The organism is Halorubrum sp. Ea8 (assembly GCF_002252925.1).
In the GTDB taxonomy this organism is placed as follows: domain Archaea; phylum Halobacteriota; class Halobacteria; order Halobacteriales; family Haloferacaceae; genus Halorubrum.
The window spans coordinates 78841-103790 of record NZ_NHPF01000093.1 but is presented as its reverse complement, the minus strand read 5'-3'; the positions used below and the strand labels follow the sequence as shown (position 1 = coordinate 103790).

Here is a 24950-nt window from a genome sequence, read left to right as displayed (position 1 = left end):
GGGCTGAGGGAGCGGAGGGGGCTGAGGGAGCGGAGGGAACGGAGCGAGTAAAAATCGGGCGAGCGACGGCTCGCCCGAAACGGTCGCCGCCCTGAAATCGGTCGCCGCCCCGGGAGCCGTCGCCGGCCCGGAAACGGTCGCCGCCCGGAAGCGGTCGCCGCGGCCGAACGGTTGGATTCAAGTCCGCCGCAGGGGAAGCGGGTGGTATGCAACCGGGAGATCGCGTCCGCGTCGAGCGCGGGGACGTCACGAACGAGGGCGTACTGCTCCCCTCGACGACTCGCGACCACCTCGTCGTCAAGCTCGACGGGGGGTACAACGTCGGCGTCGACCGCGACGAGGCCGACGTCGAAGTGCTCGAATCGGGCGCCCGCGACGTCGACGACGGGGCCGACGCGGGCGGCGGCGAGGCCTCCGAGATCACCTTCGACGACGACCTGCCGACGGTGTCGCTCATCTCGACCGGCGGGACGATCGCCTCGACCGTCGACTACCGGACCGGCGCGGTCACCGCCCAGTTCGACGCCGAGGACGTGCTTCGGGCCGTGCCCGACCTAGCCGGCCGCGCGAACTACCGCGGGCGCGTCGTCGCCAACATCCTCTCCGAGAACATGGAGCCGTCCATCTGGCGGGAGCTCGCCGAGGCGGTCGCCGAGGAGGTCGCGGCCGGCGCCGACGGCGTCGTCGTGATGCACGGCACCGACACGATGCAGTACTCCGCCTCCGCGCTCTCCTTCATGCTCGACTCGCCCGTTCCGGTCGTGTTCACCGGGAGCCAGCGCTCCGCGGACCGCCCCTCCTCGGACAACGTGATGAACGCGGTGTGCGCGGTCGAGGCCGCGAAGGCCGACCACGCGGAGACGCTCGTCTGCATGCACGCGAGCCCCTCCGACGACGCCTGCGCGCTCCACCGCGGCACCCGCGTCCGGAAGAACCACACCTCTCGCCGCGACGCCTTCGAGACGGTCGGCGCCCGATCGCTCGGCGTCATCGACTACGAGGCCGCGGCCGAGGCGGGCGCCGAGGGCGACGCGGCCGACGCCGCCATCGAGTGGAACCGAGAGCCGCTCCCGCGGGGGAGTGAGGCGAGCGAGGGCGACGGAGACGCGGAGGCCGGCCTCGCGCCCGACCTCGACGGCGACGTGGAGCTCGCGAAGTTCACGCCGGGCATGGACCCGGCCGCGTGGGACTACCTCGACGGCAAGGACGGCGTCGTGATCGAGGGGACCGGTCTCGGCCACGTCCACACCGACCTCGTCCCGCGGATCGCGGAGCTGGTCGAGGACGGCACCGTCGTCGCGATGACGAGCCAGTGCCTCGACGGCCGCGTCTGCGACCGCGTGTACGACACCGGCCGCGACCTGCTCGACGCGGGCGTCGTCGAGGCGGGCGACACCCTCCCCGGCACCGCGAAGGTGAAGCTCATGTGGGCGCTCGCGAACCTGTCGGACCCCGCCGAGGCGATGGCCCGCGACCTCGCCGGCGAGCTCACCGAGGAGTCGCAGCCCTGGCGATGACGGAGTCGGACGGGGAGCCGCCGCGCGCCCCCGGCTCGACGCCCGCCGGACCGACCGTCGTCGTCCGCGAGGCCCGCCCCGCCGACGCCGACGCGGTCGCGGCGTTCACGCGGGACACGTGGGGCGAGCGGCACGAGGACTACCTCCCGCGGGTGTTCCCCGACTGGGTCGCCGCCGACGACCCTGACCGCGGCACCTTCGTCGCGACGCTTCCGCCCGAGGCGATCGACGGAAGCGACGCGGTCGCGGGGAACGACGACCGCGATCCGGGTGACACCGTGATCGAGGGCGACGGCGCGGGCGCCGCCGCCCCCGGCGAACCGGAGGCCGTCGTCGGCTGCATCCGGGGCGCCCTGCTCACCGAGTGGGAGGCGTGGGGACAGGGGATCCGCGTCGACCCCGCCGCCCGCGGCTTCGGCGTCGGGACCGCCCTCTCGACCGGCGCGCTCGACTGGGCGCGCGACCGCGGCGCGACGGTCTGCCGGAATATGGTCTTCTCGTGGAACGTCGCCGGACTCGGCCAGTCTCGCGCGGTCGGCTTCGAGCCGGAGACCGAGTTCCGGTTCGCGCGGCCGGAGCCGGCGGCGGACGTCGGCGATCCGGAGACCGCGGCGACTGCCTCCGACTCCGACGGGCTCCGCGTCCTCGACGGTCCGGACCCGAACGCCGCGTGGGCGTTCTGGGCCGACAGCGACGCCCGAGACCACCTCCGGGGCCTCGCGCTCGACGACGGCGAGTCGTGGGCCTGTTCCGAACTCACTCGCGAGCGGCTCCGGGTCGCGGCCGACGACGACCGCCTCCTGGCGGTCGCCGACGCCGACGCGCTCGCCGGGGTCGCGCTCCGGGCCCGCGTCTCGGAGCGGCCGGGCGACGACGAGGACGACGCCCCCGAGCGCGTCGCCGTGTACGGCGTCGCCGCCTGGCGAGACGTCGACGCGGCGGGCGCGCTTTATAAATCGATCGCCGCGGACGCGGCCGCGGTCGACGCCGACGCCGCGCGCGTGCTGATCCCCGAGACGGTGGAGCACGTGAGCGACACCGGCGCGAACCGGGTGCCGGTCGCCGGCGAGCCCGACTTCGTCATGCGGGCCGACCTCACGGGCGAACTATAAGCGTCGCCCGCCGAACAGGGTATCATGACGCTCCTCTCCGGGGTCGCCCTCCCGTGGTCGCTCCCGCTCACGCTCGTGGTCTACGGGGTCGTCGTCGCCGCCGCGGCGTGGATCTACCGCGACGCGAGGGAGCGCGGGAGCCGCTACGCGCCCCTCTGGGCGGTCGCGACCCTCGCGTTCACCATCGTCCCCGTGCTCGCGTACCTCTACCTCCACCGCGACGCCGGCCCGGCGCGGTGAGCGTCGCGGACCGTTTTTAGGCTCGGGACACAGATCGACGATCGGAATGCCCTCCACCGCTCGCTCCGGTCCGTTGAGCGCGCTCGCTCGGGGTCGCCGCTTCAGGGCGCTCGCGCTCTTCGTCTCGAATCTCCTCCCGCTCGCGGGCGTCGTCGCGCTCGGCTGGAACGCGGCCGCGCTGATGACGCTGTACTGGTTCGAACTCGGGATCGCCTCGCTCTGGGCCCTCGTCCGCGCGCTGTTCGCCGGCCGACCGTCCGAGATCGAGCGCACCGCGCTGATCGCCGGGCCGCTCGCGAGCCGCCGCGCCGCGCTCTCCGTCCCTCGCACGGGAGTTCAGATCCGTCTCTCATCGCTGCTCGTGCTCCCGGTCATCGCTCCGATACTCTGTGTCGTCTGGCTGTTCGTCGGGGGACTCACGGTGGGCGTCGTCGCCGACGGCGGCCTCTCGCCGAACGCGCTCGACACCGTGACCCTCGCGGTCCTCGCCGTCTTCGTCGGCGAGGGAGCGACGACGCTCGCCGAGTACTTCGCCGGCGGCGAGTACCGCGACCACAGCGCGCAGACGGCCGTTCGCGGCGTGTTCGTCCACGCCGGAGCCGTGTTCTTCGCCGCGCTGTTCACCGTCGCGCTCGTCGGTGCGGCGACGCTCGACGGGGACGCGCCGATATCGGCGCTCGATCCCGGCGCGGTCGGCCTCCCCCTCCTGCTCGGCGTGATCGGGTTGAAGGCCGCCGTCGACCTCGCGGGGCTGTACCGCGACCGGCTGGACGCGTTCGACGAGTCGCAGGCGTTGGACCTCGGGTTCTCGTACGACCCGCCGACCACCGACTCGGTCCACAGCTCCCTCGACGGTCCGGTCGATGCGGTCCGTCTCCCCCGGCGCTCGCGGTTCGCCGGGGCGCTCGCGACGGTCTCCGTCCACCCGGGGCTGTGGTGGCTCGCCGCTGTCCCCGCGTTCGTCGCGGCGCTGTTCGCGATCGGCGGCGACTGGACGACCGTCACCGTCCTCTCGGTCGTCGCCGTCGCAGTCCCGCTCTCTCTCGCCGCGGTCGACCACGAGCTCCGGCACGGTCTCGTCGCGTACCGCGCCGGCGACGACGCGCTCGTCGCCCGCGACCGCCTGTTCGGCGCGACGCTGTGGCGCGTCGAGTCGTGGGATGAGACCGGCTTGCGCGTGGAACGGACGTGGCTCGACCGCCGGCTCGGCACCGAGACGGTCGTGATCGAACTCCGCGACGAGGAGCACCGGGTCCCGGGGCTGTCGGACCCCGACACGGTGCTCGCGGCGTTCGATCGGCGCGCCGATCGACCGGACGACTGACTTCGCGTCGCCCTCGGGTCCGCTATCGATATCGATACCCGAACCCGAACGCCTAATTACGCCCGCGGCGGCCGTGGGGACATGGTCGCCACGCTGCCGGACCTCCTGCGACTGCTCGTCGTCCCCGTCTTCGCGTGGGCGGCGCTGCGGGACGTCCGGACCCGACGCCTCCCGAACCGGATCTGGCCGCCGCTGTACGCGTTCGGGGCGCTGCTGTTGGTCTGGGAGGTGGCGTCGATATGGCCGATCGCCGGGATAGAAGAGACGCGGTTCGCCGTCCAGGTCGCGATCAGCCTCCTGTTCGTCGCGCCGCTGGGCTACGCGTTCTGGTTCCTCGGCGCGTTCGGCGGGGCGGACGCGAAGGCGCTGATCGCGCTCGCGATTCTCTTTCCCACCTTCCCGGAGTACGCCGTCGCCGGCGCGGAACTCCCGCTCGTCGAGACCCAGATCGGCGTGTTCTCGCTCACGGTCCTCACGAACACGGTGCTGCTCGGGCTCGCGTACCCCCTCGGCCTCGCCGCGGTGAACCTCGCGCGCGGCGAGCGCTCCGCGAACATGTTCCTCGCCCGCCCGGTGGCGACGGAGTCGCTGTCGGACCGCCACGGCCGGCTCTTCGAGGACGACGACGGGGAGACGCGGAGCGGGCTGGACCTGGACGCGCTCCGGATGTACCTCCGGTGGCGCGGACTGCGGCTCGCCGACGTCCGCGCCGACCCGGGCCGCCTCCGCGACCCGGAGAGCGTCGGCGAGACGTTCGAGCCGACCGACGGCGGGACGCACGTCGGCCCCCTGACCGACGGTGGGACCGCGGCCGACTCGGACGTCGAGGCCGCCTCGCAGTCGGGTCTCGGACCGGCGGCGTTCGACGACCCGTGGGCCGCCGAGCGGTTCCTCGCCGAGATCGACCACGGCGCGTACGGCACCGACGCCGAGACGCTCCGCGGCGGACTGGCGGTCGTCGCCCGGAAGGACCGCGTGCTGGTGTCGCCCGGCATGCCGTTCGTCGTCCCGATGGCGGTCGGGCTGGTCGTCGCGCTGACGTACGGCGACGCGCTGTTCGCGCTGCTCGGCGTCGTCGGACTGGTCTGAGAGAACCCCGCGGGACGGTCGTCGCGCGGCGCCGCCAGCTCCCGGCGCTGTCAGCTCCCGGCCCGGAGGTCCCCGACCGTGAGCACGCGGGTCCCGACGGGCCGTTTCACGAACTCGCCGATCTCTCGGCCGAGCAGTTCGCTGACCCCGCGCTGGGCCGACACGTCGAGGAGGCGCTGATCGATCCGGCCGTCGACGACGACCGTGTGCGGCGCCGTCTCGGCCGCCTCGACCGCGTCGAAGGCGTCGGCGGCGTCGACCTCCGCGAGGACGCCGCGGTCGTCGCCGAGCAAGCGGGCGCGGTCGCTCCCCGAGTCGACGACCTCCTGTACGTGCTCCTCGATCGATCGCGGCTCGTCGTCGACGGGGGCGTCGTCTGACGGTTCGGCCGGCTCCTCGTCGGTCTCCGTTCCCGACCCCTCGTCGGTCTCCGTTCCCGACCCCTCGTCGGTCTCCGTCATCGGCTCCTCGCCGGGTTTCGTCCCCGACCCCTCGCTGGTCTCCGCCCCCGACTCCGCTTCGGCCGTCTCCGCGGACCCGTCGTCCGCCGGTTCGGTGGCCGTCGCCTCGGCGTCGACGACGTCGACCTCGACAGAGTCGGCGCCCCCGTCGTCCCCCGCGGTCGCGGGGTGCTTCCCGACGGCCTCGACCAGGGCGCTCTCCGTCTCGTCGTTGGCCGCACCGGCCACGACGCCGTCGGTCTCCGGACCCTCGGGGTCGGGCGAACCGGGGTCGGAGGCGTCGGGGCCCGGCGTCTCGGACCCGCCGTCCTCCGCGTCGCCGCCGGTCCCTCGACCCGCGTCGTCCTCCCCGACGCCCTCTCGCCCGGCACCGCCGGCGTTCTCGCGTTCCACGTCCCCGGGACCCTCGTCGTCCGCGGCCGCCTCGCGGAGGTTGGGCTCGTCGGCGAGGGTGTCGTACGGGACCTTCCCGCGGAGCGACTCGAAGACGGCGTTGCGGTCGAGGTCCTCGACCGACTCGCCGGGCGGCGCGAACGCGACGTAGTCGACGTCGCCCACCTGCGCGAGTTCGCGGAGGATGAGCTCGCCCCCGCGGTCGCCGTCGAGGAAGGCGGTGACGGTCCGGTCGGCGGTGAGCTCGGCCACCGCGTCCGGGACGTTCGTCCCCTCGACGGCGACCGCGTTCTTAATTCCGCACTCGAGCAGCGTGAGCACGTCCGCGCGCCCCTCGACGACGATGACGGCGTCGGAGTCGCCGACGCGGGGGCCGGCCGGGAGCCCCTCGTAGTCGACGATCCCCTCGACGCGGGCGGCCTCGCGGACCTCCTCGAGGATGTCGTCGCTCGCGAGGCTCGTCTCCTCGAAGCCGCCGGCGATCAGCTCCTTGGCGCGCTCGACGACCTCGCGGCGCTTCGCCGCCCGCACGTCCTCGATGCTCGTCACCTCCACGGAGGCCTGGCAGGGACCGATGCGGTCGATCGTCTCCAAGGCCGCCGCGAGGATCGCCGTCTCGACTTTGTCGAGGCTCGACGCGACGGTGACCTCGCCGAACGACTGCCCGTTCTCGGACTGGACGGAGACGTCGATCCGGCCGACCCGCGACGACTCCTGGAGGTCGCGGAGGTCCAGCTCCTCGCCGAGGAGCCCCTCCGTCTGGCCGAACACCGCGCCGACGACGTCGCTGCGCTCGACGACGCCGTCCGCCGCGATGGTGGCGTGTATCAGGTATTTCTCTGTGTCTTTCATGATGGTGAATGGTGATGATCGGGCGGCGTCGCCGCCCGTGCGCTGTTGTGCGCGTCGCCGAAAATAGTTATCGCACCCGCCTCCGTCGAGGCCCTTTGAAGAAATATATTCTACAAAAGCCAATATCGAACTCTTTTGGTAAGATTTATCCGTTCAAAGTAGTTATAGTTCGACATGAGGAGACCTCGGAGAGATATCGTGTGGATTCCGACGTTCGCACTGCTCGTCGCGTTCGCGGTGCCGTGGCCGCTGTGGGGCGTCGACCGCGTCGTCGCCGGGCTGCCGGTGTGGATCTGGTGGCACGTCGCGTGGCTCGGCCTGTGTACGGTCCTGTTCTCCCGGTTCGCTCGGAGCGGCGCGTGGGAGCGCGGGATGGGGCTCCGCCCCGGCGGAGACGGCGACGACCGGGCCGCGGGCGGCGACGCGGGGGCCCCCGCCGCCGGGGGTGAGCGGCCGTGACGCTCGGGCTCTCGCTCGGGATCGTCGTCGGCTACCTCTTCCTCGCGCTCGCGGTGGGCCTCGTCGCCTACCGCGTCTCCGAGACGACGGCCGAGGACTACTACCTGGCCAGCCGGTCGATCGGGACGGTGGTCCTGCTTTTCACCACCTTCGCCACGCTGCTGTCGGCGTTCACCTTCTTCGGCGGTCCGAACCTCGCGTTCGCCGCCGGCCCGGAGTGGCTGATCGTGATGGGGACGCTGGACGGCGTGCTGTTCGCGGTGCTGTGGTACGCGATCGGCTACAAGCAGTGGCTGATCGGGAACCGCAACGGCTACGTGACGCTCGGGGAGATGCTCGGCGACCGGTTCGGCTCGACGGGCCTCCGCGCGCTCGTCGCCGGCGTGAGCCTCCTCTGGCTGTTCCCGTACGTCATGCTCCAGCAGATGGGCGCCGGCGAGGCGCTCGTCGGGCTCACGAACGGCGTCGTCCCCTACTGGGGCGGCGCGGCGCTCATCACGGCGTTCATGATCCTCTACGTCGTCCTCGCCGGGATGCGCGGGGTCGCGTGGACGGACACGATTCAGGGGCTGTTCATGCTCTCCGTCGTCTGGGTCGCCGCGGTCTGGGTGGTATCCGCCGTCGGCGGCGTCGGCGCGGCCACCGGCGCGATGCTCGACGCTCGGCCCGACTTCGGGTCGTTCGGCGGCGGGACCTACTCCGTCGGGTTCATCGTCTCCACGGCGATCACCATCGCGTTCGGCGTGACGATGTTCCCGCAGATCAACCAGCGGTTCTTCGTCGCGAAGTCGGGCGAGACGCTGAAGCGGTCGTTCGTGCTGTGGCCCGTGCTCGTCCTCCTGCTGTTCGTCCCCGCGTTCATGCTCGGCGCGTGGGCGGCCGGGATGCCGGTCGACGTGCCGGAGGGCGCGAACGTGCTCCCGGTCGTGCTGAACGAGTACACGCCGGCGTGGTTCGCGGCGCTCGTGATCGCCGGCGCGATGGCCGCGATGATGTCCTCGTCGGACTCGATGCTCCTCTCGGGGTCGTCGTACTTCACCCGGGACCTCTACCGGCCCGTCGTCAACGCCGACGCCTCCGAGCGACGCGAGGCGTGGGTCGCCCGGATCGGCGTCGCCGCCTTCGCGCTGCTGGCGTTCGCCGCGAGCCTCTTCCGGCCCGGCACCCTGATCGAGGTCGGCAGCACCGCCTTCTCCGGGTTCGCGCTGCTCGCCCTCCCGGTTATCTGCGCGCTCTACTGGGAGCGGACCACCCGCACCGGGATGATCGTCGGCGTGCTCGTCCCGCAGCTCGCGTACCTCGCGGTGGTGCTGTCGGCGGTCGTCGGCTTCGTCCCGACGCTCCCCCGCACAGTCGCCGGCGGGTGGGACGTCGCGCTCGGGCTGATGGCGCTCTCGGCGCTCCTCACCGTCGGCGTCTCGCTCCTCACCGCGCCCAGCGCGGAGGGCGACGCCTCGCGGTTCGCGGTCGCCGGGGACTGAGTCCGATCGGGGAGAAAGAGCGCGCGGCGGCCGGCTACTCGGACGCCTCCGACTTCTGCACCTTTGAGACGACGACGTCCCAGTCGGGGTGGCCGGGCCCGTTCCGGCAGTCCCACCCGCCCTCGACGTCGATGCCCTCGTCGTGCGCCTCGCGGAGCAGCGTCTGCAGCTCGTCGCGGAACTCCGCCTCAGCCGTCGGCGCGTCGTCGTCGGGGCTCATGCGGACCGCGCTCCGTCGCTCTCGACGGACGAGAGTTCCGCTCGGACGGGTCGCACCGGGGACGTCACCGAGCTCGGACCGAAAATGACCGAATCGAGGGTAGCACCGCTATCACTAACATACATGCGTAGATCGAACCGGCCGCGTCGGTTCAACTGTACTACTGTTAGTACAGTAGGTATTTATAACGAGTGGCTGTCCCCGTCGGAGGGGGATCGCCTCCTCGTCACGCCGGGGCGACGGTCCCCTCGATGAGCCGGCGATGGCCGCGTTTGATCCGGGAGGAAAGCGACTGCTGGGAGATGCCGAGCTCCGCCGCGACCTCGTCCAGCGACGCCGTTCGCGGCGAGTCGAAGTAGCCGCGCTCCTACGCCAACACGAGCGCCTCCCGCTGGGTCTCCGTCAGGTCGTACCCGTCCCCCTGGACCGGCAGGAGCGAGTGGACCGCCGTGATCCCGATGTCGATGTCGCGGTCCTGGCAGTCCGTCCGGAACTCGCCGATCGCCTCGCGGTCCTCCCCACGGACCTCGAACCGCCAGCCGTCCCGCGTCCCCGCGCCGGAGAGCACGGCGATGTTGGCGTGTGCCAGCGCGTTCAATACGCCGTAGTAGTCGTCGTCCCACTCCGCGCGCATCATGTACTCGTCGTCGACGTCGTCGACGAGATCGACGCCGGCGACGCCGCGATGGGCCTCGAACGCGGACTCGATGTCGGCCGGGCGCGCGCCGCGGACCCAGAAGTAGGGGACGACCACCTCCCGTTCAGGATGAGCCGCTCCAGCTCGACCGTCGCCCCCGGGAGGTTCCCGAAGACCGTCCCAGCGGGAACTCATCCGCCGGGCTCGTGAACTCTATGACCGTGGCCATACCGAACGGTGACGCGCGACGCCCATAACCGACGACGATGGTGTACCAAGCAGCGCGGTCGCGGCGGGGGTCCCGCCGTCCGCCCCCGCGATCGCCCAAACCCTGATATACCAAGCTTTCCCTATTTAACGGGGAATCGAGAACGGATCAACGAGTCCAACCGATGAGTGTAATCGTGGAGTTCCGCGTCCTGTCCAGCGATTTCGAGCTCGGCCAGATCCTCTCCGTCGAAGGGGACTCCACCATCGAGCTCGAGACGCTCGTCCCGCTCGGCGAGGCTTCCGTCCCGCTGTTCTGGATCCGCAACTCCACGCGCGAGTCGTTCGTCGAAAGCGTCCAGCGCCACCCGTCGGTCGAGGAGGCCACGCGGGTCGACGCGTTCGAGGAGCGGACGCTGTTCACCCTCGACTGGGACGCGAACCAGGACCACCTCGTCAGCGCCGTGCAATCGAACGACGGACAGATGTTGAGCGCCGTCGGATCGGCGGCGTCGTGGACGTTCGAGGTCCGGTTCCCGACCCACGAGTCGCTCAGCGCGTTCTCGACGGACTGCGAGGAGGCCGGCATCGAAATGACGGTGACGCGCGTGTACAACCCCTCTGAGCCGGACGTACAGCCGTGGCTCGGCCTGACGGAGCCGCAGCTCGAGGCGCTCACGCTCGCGATCGAGATGGGGTACTACGACATCCCGCGCGGCTGTACGACGAAGGAGCTCGCCGACGAGCTGGGTATCTCCGACCAGGCCGTCACCGAACGACTCCGGCGCGCCATCACGGCGCTGGTGACCTATACCCTCCCGATCGACAGTGAGAGCCGGTGACACCGGTCGCCGAAAGTCAAAAGACCGTTTACCACCGACTGCGGGTATGAACGAGCCCGGCACCGAGGGCGTGCTGTTGGACCAAGGGGCGCTCCACGATCGGCTCGACGACGCGCCCGGGTGGCTGCGGGAGCACTACCGGACCTTCCGCGAGTCGATGCTCGGCGAGCGCGACGGCTCGCCGTTCCCCTGCTACTTCGGCATCGAAGTCGAGCGCGAGGGCGACCTGCTGTACGCCGCCTGCGAGTCGACGACCGACCCCGCCGCGCTCCTCCGGTTCCGCGACGTCCTCTTGGAGTACCTCGACGCCTACGAGGACCACGCCGACCGCGCTCCCCTCGCCGTCTTCTTCCGACCGCCCGACGGCGACCGGGGCGAGGCGCACTACCACGAGCGGCTGTGGCACGTCCTCGAGTTCCTCCACGTCCACGACCCGGAGCCGTGGCCGGAGGAGATCCCGACGGACCCTGACACCCCGCGCTGGGAGTTCTGTTTCGGCGGCGAGCCGCTGTTTCCGACCTCCCGAGCGCCCTTCTACGACGAGCGGAAGAGCCGCTACTCGCCCGTCGGGCTGGAGATCACCGTCCAGCCGCGCGCCGTCTTCGAGGGGATCACCGCCGACACGGAGGCCGGCGAACAGGCGCGGGAGGCGATCCGCGGGCGCATGGAGGAGTACGACGGCGTCTGTCCCCACGCCGACCTCGGCGACTGGGGCGTCGAGGGCGACCGCGAGTGGACGCAGTACCTGTTCCGCGAGGACGACGCGGCGAGCCCCGACGCCTGTCCGCTGACGCCGACCCGGGAGCACCCGAAAGCGCCCGAGGCGCTGCTGGAACCGGGCGCCTGGCGCCGGTTCGCGGAGTCGCCGCCCTCGGAGAGCGCCTCCGGGTCCGACGCGGACGCGGCCGTCACCTCGGGGCTCGACGATGACTGAGGCGGACGTCGCCGACTCGGCCCGCTCGGAGGGCGGCTCCGCGCCCCCCGACGACGCGGTCCTCCTGCTGATCGACTTCCAGGTCGGCTTCGACGAGCCGGGGTGGGGCGAGCGCAACAACCCCGACGCGGAGGCGGTCGCGGGCGCGCTCCTCGACCGGTGGCGCGCGGCCGACCGCCCGGTCGCGCACGTCCGACACGCCTCGACGGAGCCGGACTCGCCGCTCCGCCCCGACGCCCCGGGGTTCGCGTGGAAGTCAGAGACGGCGCCCGCCGAGGGCGAACCGACCTTCGAGAAGTCGGTCAACGGCGCGTTCCTCGACTCGGGGCTCGACGCGTGGCTCCGCGAGACGGACCACGAGTCGCTCGTCGTCTGCGGGCTCACCACCGACCACTGCGTCTCGACGACGACCCGCGAGGCCGAGAACCGCGGCTACGACGTGCGCGTCGTCGCCGACGCGACGGCGACCCACGCCCGCGAGGGGTACGACGGAGAGGCGATCGGCGCCGACACGTCCCACCGCGTCGCGCTCGCGCATCTCGACGGGGAGTTCGCGACCGTCGTCGAGGCCGAGGACCTCCGTTAGGCTCCGCCCCGTCAGTTTCCGGTCGGTTCCGATCCGGTCAGTCGTCCGCGGTCCCCGCGGCCCCGCCCTCGCCGTCGTCTCTCGCGCGGTCCGCGGCGTTCGCGAACATCCCCCGCCGCGTCGTGTACGCGAAGTACGCGCCCAGCCCGAGGAACCCGACGACGTTCGAGACGGCGACCGCCCAGAACACGGCCTCGACGCCCCAGCCGAGTCCCGGCGCGACGGCGACGCCGAACGCCCCGAACGTCGCCGTCGCGGGCACGGCGGCGACCGCGATCGGGAACCGGATCCCCCAGTACTTGAGAACGTCGGCGGCGAGCGAGGTCCGGGTGCGCGAGGCGCCGTTGAATCCGGCGAGCAGCGTGTAGGTCCCGCCGAGCGCCCAGTAGGAGACCGCGAGCAGCCGCAGGTACAGCACTGCGAGCGACCGTCCACCCGGCGTGAGGTCGGGGGCGAGGAGGTCGACGACCCCGCCGGCGACCGCGAACTGGACGGCGCCGAGCGCGAGGAACGCGCCGACGATTATCCCGGTTCCGACCGTCGCGGTGCGTCGGGCGCGGCGCGGGGCGTCCGCGCCGAGGTTCTGGCCGATCATCGACTGAGCGGCCTGTTGGGTCCCGAGCGCGGGGACGACCGCGAGGGTCGCGACGCGCGCGCCGACCGTGTACGCCGCGACTCCGGCCGCGCCGCCGGCGACCGCGACGAGGCTCACGACCAGCACGCGCACCAGTTCGGTCGCGCCGCGCTGGCCGCCCAGCGGGAGCCCGACGGAAACGATCTCGCGGAGGTCGCCGGCGTCGACGGCGAGGGCGTCTCGGGTGAGCCGGAACGTGTCGCGACCGATCCCGGCCGCGTACGCGAGGACGTGAACCAGCCCGGCGACGCCCGCGAGCACCGTTCCGAGCGCCGCGCCCTCGACGCCGAGCGCGGGGAGCGGGCCGAGCCCGAATATCAGCGTCGGCGCCGCGACGAGGTTGACGAGGACGCTCGCGACGCTCACGTGGAGGACGGCCCGCGTGTCGCCGTAGGCGGTGAAGCAGTTCTCGACGGTGTCGCCCACCGCGCCGACCGGGAGGACCGCGGCGATTATCGCGAGGTAGGCGGCCGTGGTGCCGGCGAGCGCTGGGTCGGCCCCGAGGAACCGCACCAGCTCCTCGGCGTAGAGGGCGACGGGGACCGCGACGGCCGCCGTGACCGCGAGGGCGACGAGGCCGCCGTTGACCGCGACGCGACGGGCCCCCGCGTCGTCACCGCCGCCGGCCCGCTGCGCGACGAGGAGCTGCGTGCCGACCGCGGCGACGACGACGACCGCGCCGAGGAGCGACTGGATCGGGAGGCTGAGCCCGACAGCCGCGACCGCGTCCTCGCTCACGCGGCCGAGCCAGAACGTGTCGACGAGGGCGTTGGCGACGTAAACGAGGTTCTGCGCGACGAGCGGGGCCGCGAGCAGCAGGAGCACCCGCCCCACCGGCCCGTCGGTGATCGCCTCATTGTCGACGTCGAACATCGGATAGTTCCGTATCTGGGGCCTCTAATAAAACGCTATTGGTGTCGGATACGATACGTTTTGTCCCCGGGTGAGCGGTGGTGAACTCGTCGGTGTGATCCTCACGTTTTTGCACTCGGCCGCCGTGGTTCGGGTATGCAACGCGGCCGTCGAAAGCCGGACTGGCTGAAGTCGCGGCCACCGTCCGGGTCCCGGTTCACGGAGATCAAGGAGCGCCTCCGCGAGCGCGACCTCCACACCGTCTGCGAGGAGGCTAACTGCCCGAACATGGGCGAGTGCTGGTCCGGCCGCGACGGCCCCGGCACCGCGACGTTCATGCTCATGGGCGACCGCTGCTCGCGGGGCTGTAACTTCTGTGACGTCGCGACGGGCGGGATGGAGCCGCTCGACCCCGAGGAGCCGGAGAACGTCGCCGAGGCCGTCACCGAGATCGGGCTCGACTACGTCGTCTTGACCTCCGTCGACCGCGACGACTTGGCGGACGGCGGCTCGGCGCACTTCGCCGAGACGATCCGCCAGATCAAGCGACGGGATCCGGAGGTCCTCGTCGAGACGCTGATCCCCGACTTCCAGGGGGACCCGGCGGCGATCGACCGGATCGTCGACGCGGGGCCGGACGTGATCGCGCACAACGTCGAGACGGTCGAGCGCCTCCAGTGGCCCGTGCGCGACCGCCGCGCCGACTACGAGCAGTCGCTCGCGGTGCTCGACCGCGTCGACCGAACGTCCGACGTGCACACGAAGACGAGCCTCATGCTCGGGGTCGGCGAGTACGCCCACGAGGTGTACCGGACGCTCGGCGACCTCAGCGAGGTCGGCGTCGACGTCGTCACCTTCGGGCAGTACCTCCGGCCGTCGCGCTCGCACCTCGACGTGTTCGACTACGTCCACCCGGACGCCTTCGAGACGTGGCGCGCGGTCGCCGAGGAGGAGTTCGACTTCCTCTACTGCGCCTCGGGGCCGATGGTCCGCTCGTCGTACAAGGCCGGCGAGCTGTTCGTCGAGGCGCTGCTCCGCGAGGGCCGCTCGCCCGAGGACGCCCGGCGGCACGCGCGCGCCGCCGGTGGCGACTGATCGAGACGACCCGACCGACGGACGTCCTCGAACGAACGATTCTTCGCTCCGGACCGACCGCGCGCGAGCCGCGCCCGTCTCCCTCTGAACCGGCCGGCCTGCGAGGCCCGAGGTCCCCGATAGCGATACTGTCTAAAATTCGGCACGATCGACGCGAAACGCGCCCCGAGCGCCGGTGGAAGTTATATACCTTATATGAGAGTTATTGACAGGACTTGTGTAGGAGTTGACAGGGATATACTTATCAGAGAGGGGTCTATATGAGTGGGTATGTCATACCACAAACGACGGCGTGACGTGTTGAAGACTGTCGGTGTCGCTGGCGCGGTCGGACTCGCCGGCTGTGCGGGCGGGGACGGCGGCGACGGGAGCGACGGCGGGGACGGCGGCGACGGCGACGACGGAATGGACGGCGACGATGGCAGCGATGGCAGCGATGGCGGAGACGGCGGCGACGGTGGCAGCGGCGGTCCGGACCTGCTCACCGTCATCGGTTACCCCGAGAGCGGGATCCAGCTGTTCCGCGACTACTACGCCGCGTCCGACGGGGCGGAGGACATCCTCATCCCCGACGGGCTTCAGGACCCATCGTTACCCGGGCAGGTCGGCAACGAGATGAGCAACGTCACCGGGACCGCGCCGGCGGCGGGCGGCCCGAACCAGGAGGCGTTCGAGAGCCTCTACCAGGACGCCTACGACGAGACGCCGGGCGTGTTCACCTCGCAGTCGTACGACTCCGCGGCCGCGCTGATACTCGCGAACGTCGCGGCGGGAGAGAACAGCGGGACGGCGATCCGCGACCAGCTCCGGCGGATCGCGAACCCGGACGGCACCGCGTACGGTCCGGGAGAGTTCCTCGACGCGGTCGAGGCGGCCGCCAACGGCGAGAACATCAACTACCAGGGGGCGTCCAGCGCCGTCAACTTCGACCAGAACGGCGACCCCGCGTCGGCGGCCTACTCCATCTGGGAGTTCGCCGGGCAGGACGCCGACTCCGTCGACGTCCAGGAGACGCAGAGCTTCGAGGGGGAGAACCCCGACGGCGCCGGCCCCTCGGCCGACTCGTCGCCCGGCGGGCTCGGCCGCGAGGTGAGCGTCGGGATCCTGCTTCCGGAGACCGGCGACCTGGCGTCGACGGGGCAGCCCATGATCCGCGCGGCCGAGATCCCGGCCCAGCAGGTCAACGACTCCGACCTCGACCTGACCGTGAACGCTCAGTTCGAGGACACGAACACCTCGCCCGACCAGGGGGTCAGCGGCGCCGAGTCCCTCGTCAGCGCGGGGGTTCCCGCGGTGTGCGGGACGGCCTCCTCCGGCGTGAACGTCCCCGTCTGTCAGGAGACGCTCATCCCGAACGAGGTCGTCGGCTGCTCGCCGTCCAGCACCGCGCTGTCGGTGACGAACCTCGATGACGACGACTACATCTTCCGGACCGCCCCGAGCGACCAGCTCCAGGGCCGGGTCATGGCGCAGGTCGCCTCGGAGCGGCTCGGCGCCTCGACCGCCGCGACGCTGTACGTCAACAACGACTACGGTCAGCAGCTCTCCGAGCGGTTCAGCAACGTGTTCGAGGACACGTTCGACGGCGAGGTGTTCGACCAGATCAGCTTCAACATCGGCGAGTCGTCGTACTCCAACGTCATCGAGCAGGCGCTCTCCAGCGGGAACTGACCGCGATCGGAACCGACGCGTCTCTCGGGCGGCCGATCAAGCGCTACTGTTTTTTCAGACTACCCGACCGAGAAGCGGTGCGGGTCTGACGCGCATCGCTCGCGAGCGACGCGTCGCTTCTGGGCCTTTCGCTCCGCCTCAAAAACGGACCGCCGCCGCGTGGGGCCGACGGCGCGCGGACGCGACCGACTACCCGCCGAGGAACTCCCGGCGGACCTCCTCGTCGTGCAGCAGCACGGCCCCCTCGTCCTCGAACCGGTTCTGCCCGTTCGCGAGCACGTACCCGCGGTCGCAGCGTCTGAGCGCCTCCTTGGCGTTCTGTTCGACCATCAGGACCGCCGTCCCCGACTCGTTGATCTCGTCGATCTTGTCGAACATCTCGTCGACGAGGTCGGGGGCGAGCCCCGCGCTCGGCTCGTCGAGGAGGAGGAGATCGGGGTCGAGCATCAGCGCCCGACCCATCGCGAGCATCTGGCGCTGACCGCCGCTCATCGTCCCCGCCTGCTGGTGTTTCCGCTCCTCTAAGATCGGGAAGCGATCGTACACCTTTCGGAGCTCCTCCTGCGGGACCTCGTCGAGGATGTACGCGCCCATCTCGAGGTTCTCCTCCACGTCGAGCTCCGCGAAGATGTTCTCGTTCTGCGGGACGTACCCCAGTCCCTTGTGGATGACGTCCTCGGGCTTCGTCCCGCTGATGTCCTCGCCGTCGAACGTCACCGTCCCGCCCATGTGCGTCGTCAGTCCGAACACCGACTTCATCACGGTCGACTTGCCGGCCCCGTTCGGGCCGACGATGGTGACGTACTCCTCGTCGTCGACGTCGAGGTCGACGTCGGTGAGGATCTGGAGGTCGCCGTAGCCGGCGTCCAGGTCGCGGACCTCGAGGAGGCTCACACCTCACCCCCGAGGTACGCCTCGATGACCTCCTCGCTCTCCTTGATCTCCGTCGGGGTCCCGTCCTTCAGGATCCGGCCCTGGTGCATGACGATGACCCGCTCGCAGTTGTTCATGATGAGGTCCATGTCGTGTTCCACGATGAGGAAGGTGTACCCCTGCTCGCGCAGCTCGTGGACGTGTTCGAGCAGCCGCTTCTCCAGCGAGGGGTTGACCCCGGCGAACGGCTCGTCCAGGAGCAGCACGTCCGGGTCCGTCAGGAGCGCTCGGGCCATCTCCAGCAGCTTCCGCTGGCCGCCGGAGAGGTTCCCCGCGTACTCCTGCGCGAGGTGGTCGATCTCGAAGAAGTCGAGCACCTCCCAGACCCGTTCGAGCTGTTCGGTCTCCTGCTCGCGGACCGCCCCGCGCGTCATCGGCATGATCGACCGCCACAGCGACTCGCCGACCTGTCCCTTCGGCGCGAGCATCATGTTCTCGAGGACCGTCATCTCCTCCAGCTCGCGCGCGATCTGGAACGTCCGGGCGAGCCCGCGGTTCGCGACCTCGTGGGGCTGGAGCCCCGTGACATCCTCGCCGTTGAACCGGACCGCCCCCTCGTCGGGGTTCAGCATCCCCGTGATGAGGTTGAACGTCGTCGACTTCCCGGCGCCGTTCGGGCCGATGAGTCCGGTGAGCGTCCCCTCCTCGACATCGAAGCTGACGTCGTCGACGGCGACGATTCCCCCGAACTCCTTGCGGAGCCCCTCGACCTCGAGCGGGGCGTACCGCTCCCCGTCGCTCCCGCTCGGGAAGTCGGCCTCGGACCCCATCGCCTCGTTCAGACCGGTCTCGGACGCCGACCCGTCGGCGGGGGCCTCGCCCGCGGCGTCGTCGCCGTCCGTCTGGGCGTCGTCCGTCGCGGCGTCATCGACCGGCGTCGACGCGCTCGGGGCGGACTCGTCGGTCTCGCTCATCGCTCTTCACCCCCGTCGGCGGCCGCCGGCTTTCCGGGCGCCTCGTCGGTTCCCGGCCGCGCGAGGTCGACGCTCGACGCGGTCTCCTTGCGGTGGCCGAGCAGCCCCTCCGGTCGGTTGTGCATCAGCCAGATCAGCACCACGCCCATGATCACCAGCCGCAGCTGGCTGACGCTGTCGAGCGTGTACAGGACGAACGGCATCGGGTCGAGCGAGGCGAACCCCGCCATCGCCTCGCCGAAGTTCCGCGGCGCGTCGCCGAGCTCGAACGCCGTCTCGACGAGGTTCTTGAAGTACCGCGGCCCCTCGTACAGCAGTCCGGCGAATATCGCGCCGCCGAGGAAGCTCCCGGTGTTCGAACCCGCGCCCCCGATGATCAGCGCGATCCAGATGAAGAACGTGATGTTCGGGCGGAACGAGGGCGGCGTGATGCTCCCGCGGCTGGAGTACCAGAGGATCCCGCCGAGCCCCATCAGCGCGGAGCCGAGCACGAACGCCGTGAGCTTGAACCGGTCGGTGTCTTTCCCCAGCGCGTTCGCGACGTCCTCGTCCTCGCGGATCGCCTTCAGGACGCGCCCGAACGGCGACTTGCCGGTCCGCGAGAGCAGGACGTAGAACAGCCCGACGCCGACGAGGAGGAGGATCCCGTACGCCACCCCGTCGATCACCGGCTTGGGGTTGTTCGGGATGTAGTTCCGCTCGACGAACGCGACGACGCCGAGGTACGGCTCCCAGAGGAACAGGGATCTGAGCAGCGCCTCGAGCGGGTCCGCGTAGTTCAGGATGAGCCCGCCGCCGCCGCCGAGACCGACCGTGTCGGCCGTCGGGTCGAACGTGAACAGCCAGAGGTCGATCGTGTCCGGCACCGTGAACGTCTGGAACGTCCGGGACATCATCGTGAACCGGACGATCTCGGAGAACGCGACCGTGACGATCGCGAGGTAGTCCGCCCGGAGGCGGAGCGCGGGCAACGCGACGAGGAGCCCGAACAGCCCCGCCGCGATCACGCCGGCGGCGATCCCGACGCTGAGCGGGAGCCCGAAGCCGCCGACCTGCGCGGCGCCGCCCTCGGCGACCGGCGGCTTCGACACCAGCGCGGTCACGTAAATGCCGATTCCCATGAAGCCGACGATGCCGATGTTGAACAGCCCGGTGTACCCCCAGTGGAGGTTCAACGCCAGCGCGAGCATGCCGAAGACGCCGATGTAGAACGTGAGGTTCGCGACCGAGTTCAGCTGTCCCCGGAGCCCGTATCCGAACGCGACCCCGGCGAGGATGTACGCGAGGTAGAGCGTTCCGAGGACGGCGAGGACGAGCGTCACGTCCCGCTCGAAGAGGCCCTCGATCCGCCCGCGGATGTCAGTGGCGCTCATGCCGTCGTCCTCCCGCTGAAGATGCCTTCGGGCTTGAACAGTAGGATCACGATCATCACCAGGAACGCGGCCGCGCGGCCGAACTCGGAGGGGATCCAGACCACGGAAACGGACGCGGTCAGACCGATGATGATGCCCCCGCCGATCGCGCCGTAGATCGACCCGATACCGCCGAGGATGACCGCGGCGAACACGAGCAGCAGCAGCAGCCACCCGTCGTTGAACCCGAGCGTCCCCTTCCAGAGGACGAACATGTAGCCGGCGACGCCCGTGAGCCCGGCGCCGACGATCCACGTCGTGCGGATGACGCGCTCGGTCGGGATGCCGGTGATCCGCGCGAGGTCCTCGTTGTCGGACATGGCGCGCATGGCCTTCCCGAGCTTCGTCCGCTGCAGGAGCAGGTGCACCCCCAGCATGAGGCCGCCCGCGACGACCACGAGGCTGATGTCGTGGGCCGTCACCCGGAACGTCCCGTCTATCGCGGGGACGTTCACGCGCGGGACCGACCCCGCCGCGGTCGTTCCGCGCACGCCCGCCCCGTAGACGAACTGGAGCAGGTACCGCAGCGCGAACGCGACCCCGATGCTGGTGATGAGCAGCGCGATACCGCTCTCGTCGCGGATCGGCCGGTAGACGAACCGGTCGATCGCGAGCGCCAGCGCGATCGTGACGATCCCCGCCAGAAGAGCCCCGAGGACGACGGCGATCGGCGCGGTCGTGACCCCGATCCCGAGCGCGCCGCCGAACACCGACCCGCCCGCGCCGACGAGCAGGAGCGCGCCGACGCTGTTCTCGCCGATCCCGGCGACGAGGTAGCTGGTCCCCATCCCGGCGAACGCCCCGGTAGTGAGGTAGTCGCCGTGCGCGAAGTTCGCGAAGTTGAGAATGCTGTACGTCATCGAGAGTCCGATACCCGCCAGACCGATGATCAGGCCCCGAAGTAACCCGTCCCAGATCAGGGACGCGAGGCTGCTGATCTGAATCCCCCCGGTCAGGAGCCCGGAAACGAGCGACCACGCCATCCACAGGGCCACGAGCAGGACCCCGATGGCGAGCGGTTCCTCGCTGAGGGTTCGGCGGTATCGAACGTACGTTTCAGAGACACTCACGTGATAACACTCCTCATCATAGCGTATGAATCAACCTATAAGACGTTTTCTACCCAAAATCCACCGACGTATGCCGTGTTTAGACACATAAGTAGTGTCTGAGGAATATAACCACATGCGCGCTCGACTGCCGAACACGCCGCCCCGCTCGACCGGTCACCGCGGGCCCATCGGTCACCGATAGTCGAGGCGGCGACGGAAAGGCGGTGTGAACGCGGCGAGAAAGACGGTGTCAACGCGGAGAGAAAGGCGGTGTCAACGCGGCGAGGCCGACCCGATGGTCGAAGGGGCCGCCTCTCGACCGCGGGCTTCCTCTCGGGTCGTCGCCCGACGCGCCCCGAGTCAGTACCCCTGCGCGTTGCCGTCCTTCCGGGGCTCGGTGGCGGCCGAGAGGACCCCGTCCTCGTTGCGGACGATCTGCGCGCCGCCGAACTGGACCGGCGAGAGCGTTCTGACGTCGTGGTCCTTCCGAACCAGCTTCGCGGTGACGTCGTCGTCGAAGTGCGGCTCGACGCCCAGCTCGCCGCTCTCGCGGTACCGCCACCGCGGCTCGTCGAGGGCGCGCTGGAGCGGCATGTCGTAGTCGACGACGTTCGATATCACCTGCACGTGCCCCTGCGGCTGCATGTACCCGCCCATCACGCCGAAGGCGGCCCAGTCGTCCTCGCCGAGGCGAACGATCGCGGGGACCAGCGTGTGGAACGGGCGCTTACCGGGTTCGAGGCTGTTCGGGTGCTCGGGGTCGAGCGAGAAGGACGCGCCGCGGTTCTGGAGGGCGATCCCCGTCTCTCCCGCGACGAGCCCGGAGCCGAAGCCGGCGAACCGCGAGTTGATGTAGGAGACGACGTTCCCCTCGTCGTCGGCGACGGTGAGCAACACCGTGTCGGCGTCTTCGGCGTCGGCGTTCGGTACGCCGAACGAGACGTCGTGGTCGGCCGTGGGCCCGACGCCGGCCGCCCGCTCCGCCGCCCAGTCGGCCGACCCGAGCGGCGGGATCTCCTCGTACTCGGGGTCGGCGATGTAACGGTGGCCGTCGTGAAAGGCCAGCTTCAACGCCTCGGCGAAGTAGTGGACGCGGTCGGCGGTGTCGTAGCCGTGCTCGCCGGCGCCGAGCTCGCTCGCGATGTTGAGCGCCTCCAACGCGATGAGCCCCTGGTTGTTCGGCGGGAGCTCGTACACCTCGGCGCCGTTGTACGTCGTCGAGATCGGGTCGGGCCACTCGACCTCGAAGTCGGCGAGGTCGTCCACGGTCATGAACCCGCCCTGCGACTGGATCTCCCCGGCGATCGCCTCGGCGATCTCCCCCTCGTACACCACGTCTGCGCCGTGCTCCGCGACCTTCTCCATCGACTCGCCGAGCCGCGGGAGCGTGACCGTCTCGCCGACCGCGGGCGCCTCGCCGTCGAACAGGAACGCCTCCCGGGCGTGGTCGTCGGTGAACAGCTCCTCGGCGCCGGCCCAGTAGGACGCGATGACCTCGGAGACGGGGTACCCCTCGGTGGCGTATCGGATGGCCGGTTCGAGGGCGTCGGCGAGGGTGAGCCGCCCGAGCTCCTCGATCGTCGCCTCCCAGCCCCGGGCCGTGCCCGGAACCGTGACCGCGTGGGGACCGTAGAACGGCATGCCGGCCTCGTCGGTGTCGTCGACCGCGTAGCCGCCGTCGTCGGGGTAGTACGAGGAGACGTCGTCGGTCTCCCGCAGCGAGTCGCGGACGTTCTCGATCGTCGCGTCGGCGGGCGCGCCGCCGCAGGCGCGCATCGATCCCACCTCGCCGTCGGCCGTTCGGTACAGCGCGAAGACGTCGCCGCCGAGCCCCGTCGACGTCGGCTCGACGACGTTGAGCGCGGCCGCCGTCGCCACCGCCGCGTCGAACGCGTTCCCGCCCTCGCGAAGCGTTTCGATCCCGGCCTGGCTGGCGAGGGGCTGGCTGGTGGCGACGACGCCGCGCTGACCGTACACCGTCGATCGGCGAGAAGTGAACCGGTCCAAGTCTGGTTCCATACCCTCGATCCGGCGCCCCACATGATAAACGTCGGACCGGATCTATTCGGTCGAATCGGCCCCGGCCACGCGATTCCGCACCTGGCTCCCTCGTCCTCGCGGGGCGTCCCCTATGTTTTCCTCCCGGACGAGGGTCCGTTTCGCTGTCACACGTCCCTCACACCCTCGATGATCGTTCGTGTCAATACCGCTTATCGAAACAGAACCGGCGGATTACTGAACGGACGGTGGTTTGCGATAAAGAATAGAATGGTTTTTAACAGACGACGCGTACGTGTGGGTATGTCTCATTCCGACAACGGACAGACGCGATCGGCAACGACTCGCCGACGAGTTCTCGCCGCGATGGGCGGCGCGAGCGTCGTCGGTCTGGCGGGCTGCGTCGGCGGCGACGGCGGCGACGGCGGCGACGGTGGCGACGGGTCCGACGGCGGCGACGGCACGAACGAGTTCGTCGCCTCGGCCGCCGCGAATCCGGGCACGTTCGACCCGACGATCATCACCGACGCGACCTCCAACTCCGTCGTCGGAACGATGGCGTACGAGCGACTGGTCGCACTGACCTTCGACTACTCCGAGATTCGCGGCGAGCTCGCCTCCGAGTACGAGCAGGTCGACGACACCACCTTCCGGTTCCAGCTCCGCGAGGGCGTCACGTTCCACAACGGCGACGAGTTCACCGCGGAGGACGTCGCGTTCTCCATCAACCGGACGAGCGGCACGACCAACGACGCCGACGTCTCGTTCATCGAGAACGTCGAGATCCTCGGCGACTACGAGGTCGAGATCACGTCGAGCGACCCGCACGCGCCCTTCTTGAACGACCTCGCCGCGGTCCCGATCCTCACGAGCAAGACGGACGCGATCAGCGAGAACCCGGAGCAGGACGAGCACGACTTCACCGAGCAGACCCTCGGGACCGGCCCGTGGGAGCTAGAGGAGTTCTCGGCCGAGGACCGCGCCGTCCTCGTCCCCTACGAGGACTACTGGTACGACGGCGACGAGTACCCCGGCACGGCGCCGTGGGACCAGGTCACGTTCCGGGTCATCCCGGAGCAGGTCTCTCAGGAGGAGGCGATGGCCGCCGGCGAGCTCGACATGATCGACAACGCGGCCCCGTTCGAGCTCGACCAGTGGGAGAACCAGACCGGCGAGGTCGTCACCGGCAGCGCCGTCGGGTTCGACTTCATCTCGTACCCGGTCAACCAGAGCCCGTTCACGAACGAGAAGCTCCGGCGCGGGATGACCCGTCTGCTCCCGAAGTCCGATGTCATCGAGGCCGTCTTCGGCGGCTACGCGACCGAGCTCGCGGCCCCGATCAGCCCCGGTCTCGGCGCGTTCTGGGACCCCGAACACGAGCAGAACCTCCTCGACGAGTACGTCGGCCAGGACGAGGAGGAGGGGCTCCGACTCATCGGCGAGGCGTTCGAGGAGGAGGACATCGAGGCGCCGTTCGACGTCTCCTTCATCACCAACGTCAACCGGACCCGCGAGCGGTGGATGGAGATCATCCAGCAGACGATGGACGAGACCGAGTACTTCAACGCGGAGCTCGACGTCCGCGCGTTCGACGACCTCGTCCCGTTCCTGCTCGACCCCGAGGGCGCCGCGGCCAGCACGGACGTCGTCGGAATCGGTTGGACCGGCGGCTCCGACCCCGACGGCCACGTGAACCAGCTGCTCCACTCCAGTCAGCACGTCCCCGACGGGTTCAACTGGAACCTCTACGAGAACGAGGAGATGGACCAGCTCATCACCGAGGGGCAGACGACCCTCGGCGCCGAGGAGCGGCTCCCGATCTACCAGGACCTGCAGGAGCTCGTCGCGCAGGACGTGCCGATGGCGAACATGTGGACCGGCGACCAGATAGACGTCCTCAACCCGGAGAACATCGAGTCGATCGATCAGTGGAGTCCCCACCCCAACTCCAGCAACCGGTACAACACGCTGTACAAGCCGCACCTCGACGAGATCGTCTACCCGGCGGAGTAACGGCCACGAACACCCGATAGCC

The 24950-nt window shown here is 70.3% G+C and carries 21 protein-coding genes and 1 pseudogene; 13 read left to right on the top strand and 9 right to left on the bottom strand.

What is annotated here, in order from left to right; all coding sequences use genetic code 11:
* The first annotated feature begins 206 nt into the window (after positions 1 to 206).
* From gatD to DJ74_RS10415, 5 genes are all read left to right on the top strand, one after another.
* The gene (gene gatD, locus DJ74_RS10435; RefSeq protein ID WP_094523511.1) at positions 207 to 1517 is read left to right on the top strand and encodes a Glu-tRNA(Gln) amidotransferase subunit GatD; all 1311 of its coding nucleotides are present in this window, start codon (positions 207 to 209) and stop codon (positions 1515 to 1517) included.
* Positions 1514 to 2629 carry a GNAT family N-acetyltransferase gene (locus tag DJ74_RS10430; protein ID WP_094527195.1) on the top strand — a complete coding sequence of 372 codons (1116 nt, stop codon included), beginning with the start codon at positions 1514 to 1516 and terminating at the stop codon, positions 2627 to 2629. The genes gatD and DJ74_RS10430 overlap by 4 nt, the downstream gene beginning before the upstream one ends.
* 24 nt (positions 2630 to 2653) lie before the next feature.
* Entirely contained in the window at positions 2654 to 2869 is a 216-nt protein-coding gene (locus DJ74_RS10425; RefSeq protein WP_094523515.1) for a hypothetical protein, read from the top strand.
* Between the two features lie 46 nt (positions 2870 to 2915).
* Positions 2916 to 4193 (top strand): DUF6498-containing protein, encoded by a 1278-nt coding sequence (locus tag DJ74_RS10420; RefSeq protein WP_094527194.1) that lies wholly within the window; start codon positions 2916 to 2918, stop codon positions 4191 to 4193.
* Positions 4194 to 4274: 81 nt separating this feature from the next.
* Positions 4275 to 5282: an A24 family peptidase gene (locus tag DJ74_RS10415; RefSeq protein WP_094527193.1), complete on the top strand. Its 1008-nt coding sequence runs from the start codon at positions 4275 to 4277 to the stop codon at positions 5280 to 5282.
* Between the two features lie 50 nt (positions 5283 to 5332).
* Here DJ74_RS10415 and dnaG read toward each other — a convergent pair whose 3' ends face one another.
* Positions 5333 to 6988 (bottom strand): DNA primase DnaG, encoded by a 1656-nt coding sequence (dnaG, locus tag DJ74_RS10410; protein WP_094527192.1) that lies wholly within the window; start codon positions 6986 to 6988, stop codon positions 5333 to 5335.
* Positions 6989 to 7162: 174 nt separating this feature from the next.
* On the opposite strand from dnaG, the gene DJ74_RS10405 reads away from it, so the two are divergent.
* Positions 7163 to 7447 (top strand): hypothetical protein, encoded by a 285-nt coding sequence (locus tag DJ74_RS10405; protein WP_094523523.1) that lies wholly within the window; start codon positions 7163 to 7165, stop codon positions 7445 to 7447.
* A complete protein-coding gene (locus DJ74_RS10400) occupies positions 7444 to 8928 on the top strand; it encodes a sodium:solute symporter (RefSeq protein ID WP_094527191.1) in 1485 nt (494 codons plus the stop codon). Before DJ74_RS10405 ends, DJ74_RS10400 begins: the two co-directional genes overlap by 4 nt.
* Positions 8929 to 8962: 34 nt before the next feature.
* Here DJ74_RS10400 and DJ74_RS10395 read toward each other — a convergent pair whose 3' ends face one another.
* Both DJ74_RS10395 and DJ74_RS10390 read right to left on the bottom strand, forming a co-directional pair.
* Entirely contained in the window at positions 8963 to 9148 is a 186-nt protein-coding gene (locus DJ74_RS10395; RefSeq protein ID WP_094527190.1) for a hypothetical protein, read from the bottom strand.
* A gap of 226 nt (positions 9149 to 9374) precedes the next feature.
* Positions 9375 to 10014, bottom strand: a pseudogene (locus DJ74_RS10390) (helix-turn-helix domain-containing protein).
* A 163-nt stretch (positions 10015 to 10177) separates the two neighbouring features.
* Between DJ74_RS10390 and DJ74_RS10385 the strand changes: the two are divergent.
* Genes DJ74_RS10385 through DJ74_RS10375 form a run of 3 tightly spaced genes read left to right on the top strand, consistent with a single transcriptional unit; the run spans position 10178 to position 12354 of the window.
* Positions 10178 to 10834, top strand: a complete 657-nt coding sequence (locus DJ74_RS10385) for a helix-turn-helix domain-containing protein (RefSeq protein WP_094527189.1) — start codon at positions 10178 to 10180, stop codon at positions 10832 to 10834.
* Positions 10835 to 10880: 46 nt separating this feature from the next.
* Complete coding sequence (locus DJ74_RS10380; protein ID WP_094527188.1) at positions 10881 to 11768, top strand: YqcI/YcgG family protein; 888 nt, start codon at positions 10881 to 10883, stop codon at positions 11766 to 11768.
* On the top strand, positions 11761 to 12354 hold the full coding sequence (locus DJ74_RS10375) for a cysteine hydrolase family protein (RefSeq protein WP_094523533.1): 594 nt from the start codon (positions 11761 to 11763) through the stop codon (positions 12352 to 12354). Before DJ74_RS10380 ends, DJ74_RS10375 begins: the two co-directional genes overlap by 8 nt.
* Before the next feature lie 37 nt (positions 12355 to 12391).
* On the opposite strand, the gene DJ74_RS10370 is transcribed toward DJ74_RS10375, so the two are convergent.
* Complete coding sequence (locus tag DJ74_RS10370; protein ID WP_094527187.1) at positions 12392 to 13861, bottom strand: MATE family efflux transporter; 1470 nt, start codon at positions 13859 to 13861, stop codon at positions 12392 to 12394.
* 135 nt (positions 13862 to 13996) lie between these two features.
* Between DJ74_RS10370 and lipA the strand changes: the two genes are divergently transcribed.
* The gene (lipA, locus tag DJ74_RS10365; RefSeq protein WP_094527186.1) at positions 13997 to 14935 is read left to right on the top strand and encodes a lipoyl synthase; all 939 of its coding nucleotides are present in this window, start codon (positions 13997 to 13999) and stop codon (positions 14933 to 14935) included.
* Between the two features lie 270 nt (positions 14936 to 15205).
* Complete coding sequence (locus DJ74_RS10360) at positions 15206 to 16606, top strand: ABC transporter substrate-binding protein (RefSeq protein WP_094527185.1); 1401 nt, start codon at positions 15206 to 15208, stop codon at positions 16604 to 16606.
* A 189-nt stretch (positions 16607 to 16795) separates the two neighbouring features.
* Here the strand turns inward: DJ74_RS10360 and DJ74_RS10355 are convergent, their stop codons facing one another.
* From DJ74_RS10355 to ggt, 5 genes are all read right to left on the bottom strand, one after another.
* Entirely contained in the window at positions 16796 to 17500 is a 705-nt protein-coding gene (locus DJ74_RS10355; protein ID WP_094527184.1) for an ABC transporter ATP-binding protein, read from the bottom strand.
* Positions 17497 to 18309 carry an ABC transporter ATP-binding protein gene (locus tag DJ74_RS10350; protein ID WP_094527199.1) on the bottom strand — a complete coding sequence of 271 codons (813 nt, stop codon included), beginning with the start codon at positions 18307 to 18309 and terminating at the stop codon, positions 17497 to 17499. Before DJ74_RS10350 ends, DJ74_RS10355 begins: the two co-directional genes overlap by 4 nt.
* 140 nt (positions 18310 to 18449) lie before the next feature.
* Positions 18450 to 19826 carry a branched-chain amino acid ABC transporter permease gene (locus DJ74_RS10345; RefSeq protein WP_094527183.1) on the bottom strand — a complete coding sequence of 459 codons (1377 nt, stop codon included), beginning with the start codon at positions 19824 to 19826 and terminating at the stop codon, positions 18450 to 18452.
* On the bottom strand, positions 19823 to 20935 hold the full coding sequence (locus tag DJ74_RS10340) for a branched-chain amino acid ABC transporter permease (RefSeq protein ID WP_094527182.1): 1113 nt from the start codon (positions 20933 to 20935) through the stop codon (positions 19823 to 19825). Before DJ74_RS10340 ends, DJ74_RS10345 begins: the two co-directional genes overlap by 4 nt.
* Positions 20936 to 21277: 342 nt before the next feature.
* Positions 21278 to 22936 (bottom strand): gamma-glutamyltransferase, encoded by a 1659-nt coding sequence (ggt, locus tag DJ74_RS10335; protein WP_094527181.1) that lies wholly within the window; start codon positions 22934 to 22936, stop codon positions 21278 to 21280.
* A 282-nt stretch (positions 22937 to 23218) separates the two neighbouring features.
* On the opposite strand from ggt, the gene DJ74_RS10330 reads away from it, so the two are divergent.
* Positions 23219 to 24928, top strand: coding sequence for an ABC transporter substrate-binding protein (locus DJ74_RS10330; RefSeq protein ID WP_141212698.1), 1710 nt, complete (start codon positions 23219 to 23221; stop codon positions 24926 to 24928).
* Positions 24929 to 24950: the final 22 nt, after the last annotated feature.

Bases quoted from the DNA above. Each gene is read 5' to 3' on its own strand.
- gatD (WP_094523511.1), top strand. From the start codon at position 207: ATGCAACCGGGAGATCGCGTCCGCGTCGAGCGCGGGGACGTCACGAAC.
- DJ74_RS10430 (WP_094527195.1), top strand. From the start codon at position 1,514: ATGACGGAGTCGGACGGGGAGCCGCCGCGCGCCCCCGGCTCGACGCCC.
- DJ74_RS10425 (WP_094523515.1), top strand. From the start codon at position 2,654: ATGACGCTCCTCTCCGGGGTCGCCCTCCCGTGGTCGCTCCCGCTCACG.
- DJ74_RS10420 (WP_094527194.1), top strand. From the start codon at position 2,916: ATGCCCTCCACCGCTCGCTCCGGTCCGTTGAGCGCGCTCGCTCGGGGT.
- DJ74_RS10415 (WP_094527193.1), top strand. From the start codon at position 4,275: ATGGTCGCCACGCTGCCGGACCTCCTGCGACTGCTCGTCGTCCCCGTC.
- dnaG (WP_094527192.1), bottom strand. From the start codon at position 6,988: ATGAAAGACACAGAGAAATACCTGATACACGCCACCATCGCGGCGGAC.
- DJ74_RS10405 (WP_094523523.1), top strand. From the start codon at position 7,163: ATGAGGAGACCTCGGAGAGATATCGTGTGGATTCCGACGTTCGCACTG.
- DJ74_RS10395 (WP_094527190.1), bottom strand. From the start codon at position 9,148: ATGAGCCCCGACGACGACGCGCCGACGGCTGAGGCGGAGTTCCGCGAC.
- DJ74_RS10385 (WP_094527189.1), top strand. From the start codon at position 10,178: ATGAGTGTAATCGTGGAGTTCCGCGTCCTGTCCAGCGATTTCGAGCTC.
- DJ74_RS10380 (WP_094527188.1), top strand. From the start codon at position 10,881: ATGAACGAGCCCGGCACCGAGGGCGTGCTGTTGGACCAAGGGGCGCTC.
- DJ74_RS10375 (WP_094523533.1), top strand. From the start codon at position 11,761: ATGACTGAGGCGGACGTCGCCGACTCGGCCCGCTCGGAGGGCGGCTCC.
- DJ74_RS10370 (WP_094527187.1), bottom strand. From the start codon at position 13,861: ATGTTCGACGTCGACAATGAGGCGATCACCGACGGGCCGGTGGGGCGG.
- lipA (WP_094527186.1), top strand. From the start codon at position 13,997: ATGCAACGCGGCCGTCGAAAGCCGGACTGGCTGAAGTCGCGGCCACCG.
- DJ74_RS10360 (WP_094527185.1), top strand. From the start codon at position 15,206: ATGTCATACCACAAACGACGGCGTGACGTGTTGAAGACTGTCGGTGTC.
- DJ74_RS10350 (WP_094527199.1), bottom strand. From the start codon at position 18,309: ATGGGGTCCGAGGCCGACTTCCCGAGCGGGAGCGACGGGGAGCGGTAC.
- DJ74_RS10345 (WP_094527183.1), bottom strand. From the start codon at position 19,826: ATGAGCGCCACTGACATCCGCGGGCGGATCGAGGGCCTCTTCGAGCGG.
- ggt (WP_094527181.1), bottom strand. From the start codon at position 22,936: ATGGAACCAGACTTGGACCGGTTCACTTCTCGCCGATCGACGGTGTAC.
- DJ74_RS10330 (WP_141212698.1), top strand. From the start codon at position 23,219: ATGTCTCATTCCGACAACGGACAGACGCGATCGGCAACGACTCGCCGA.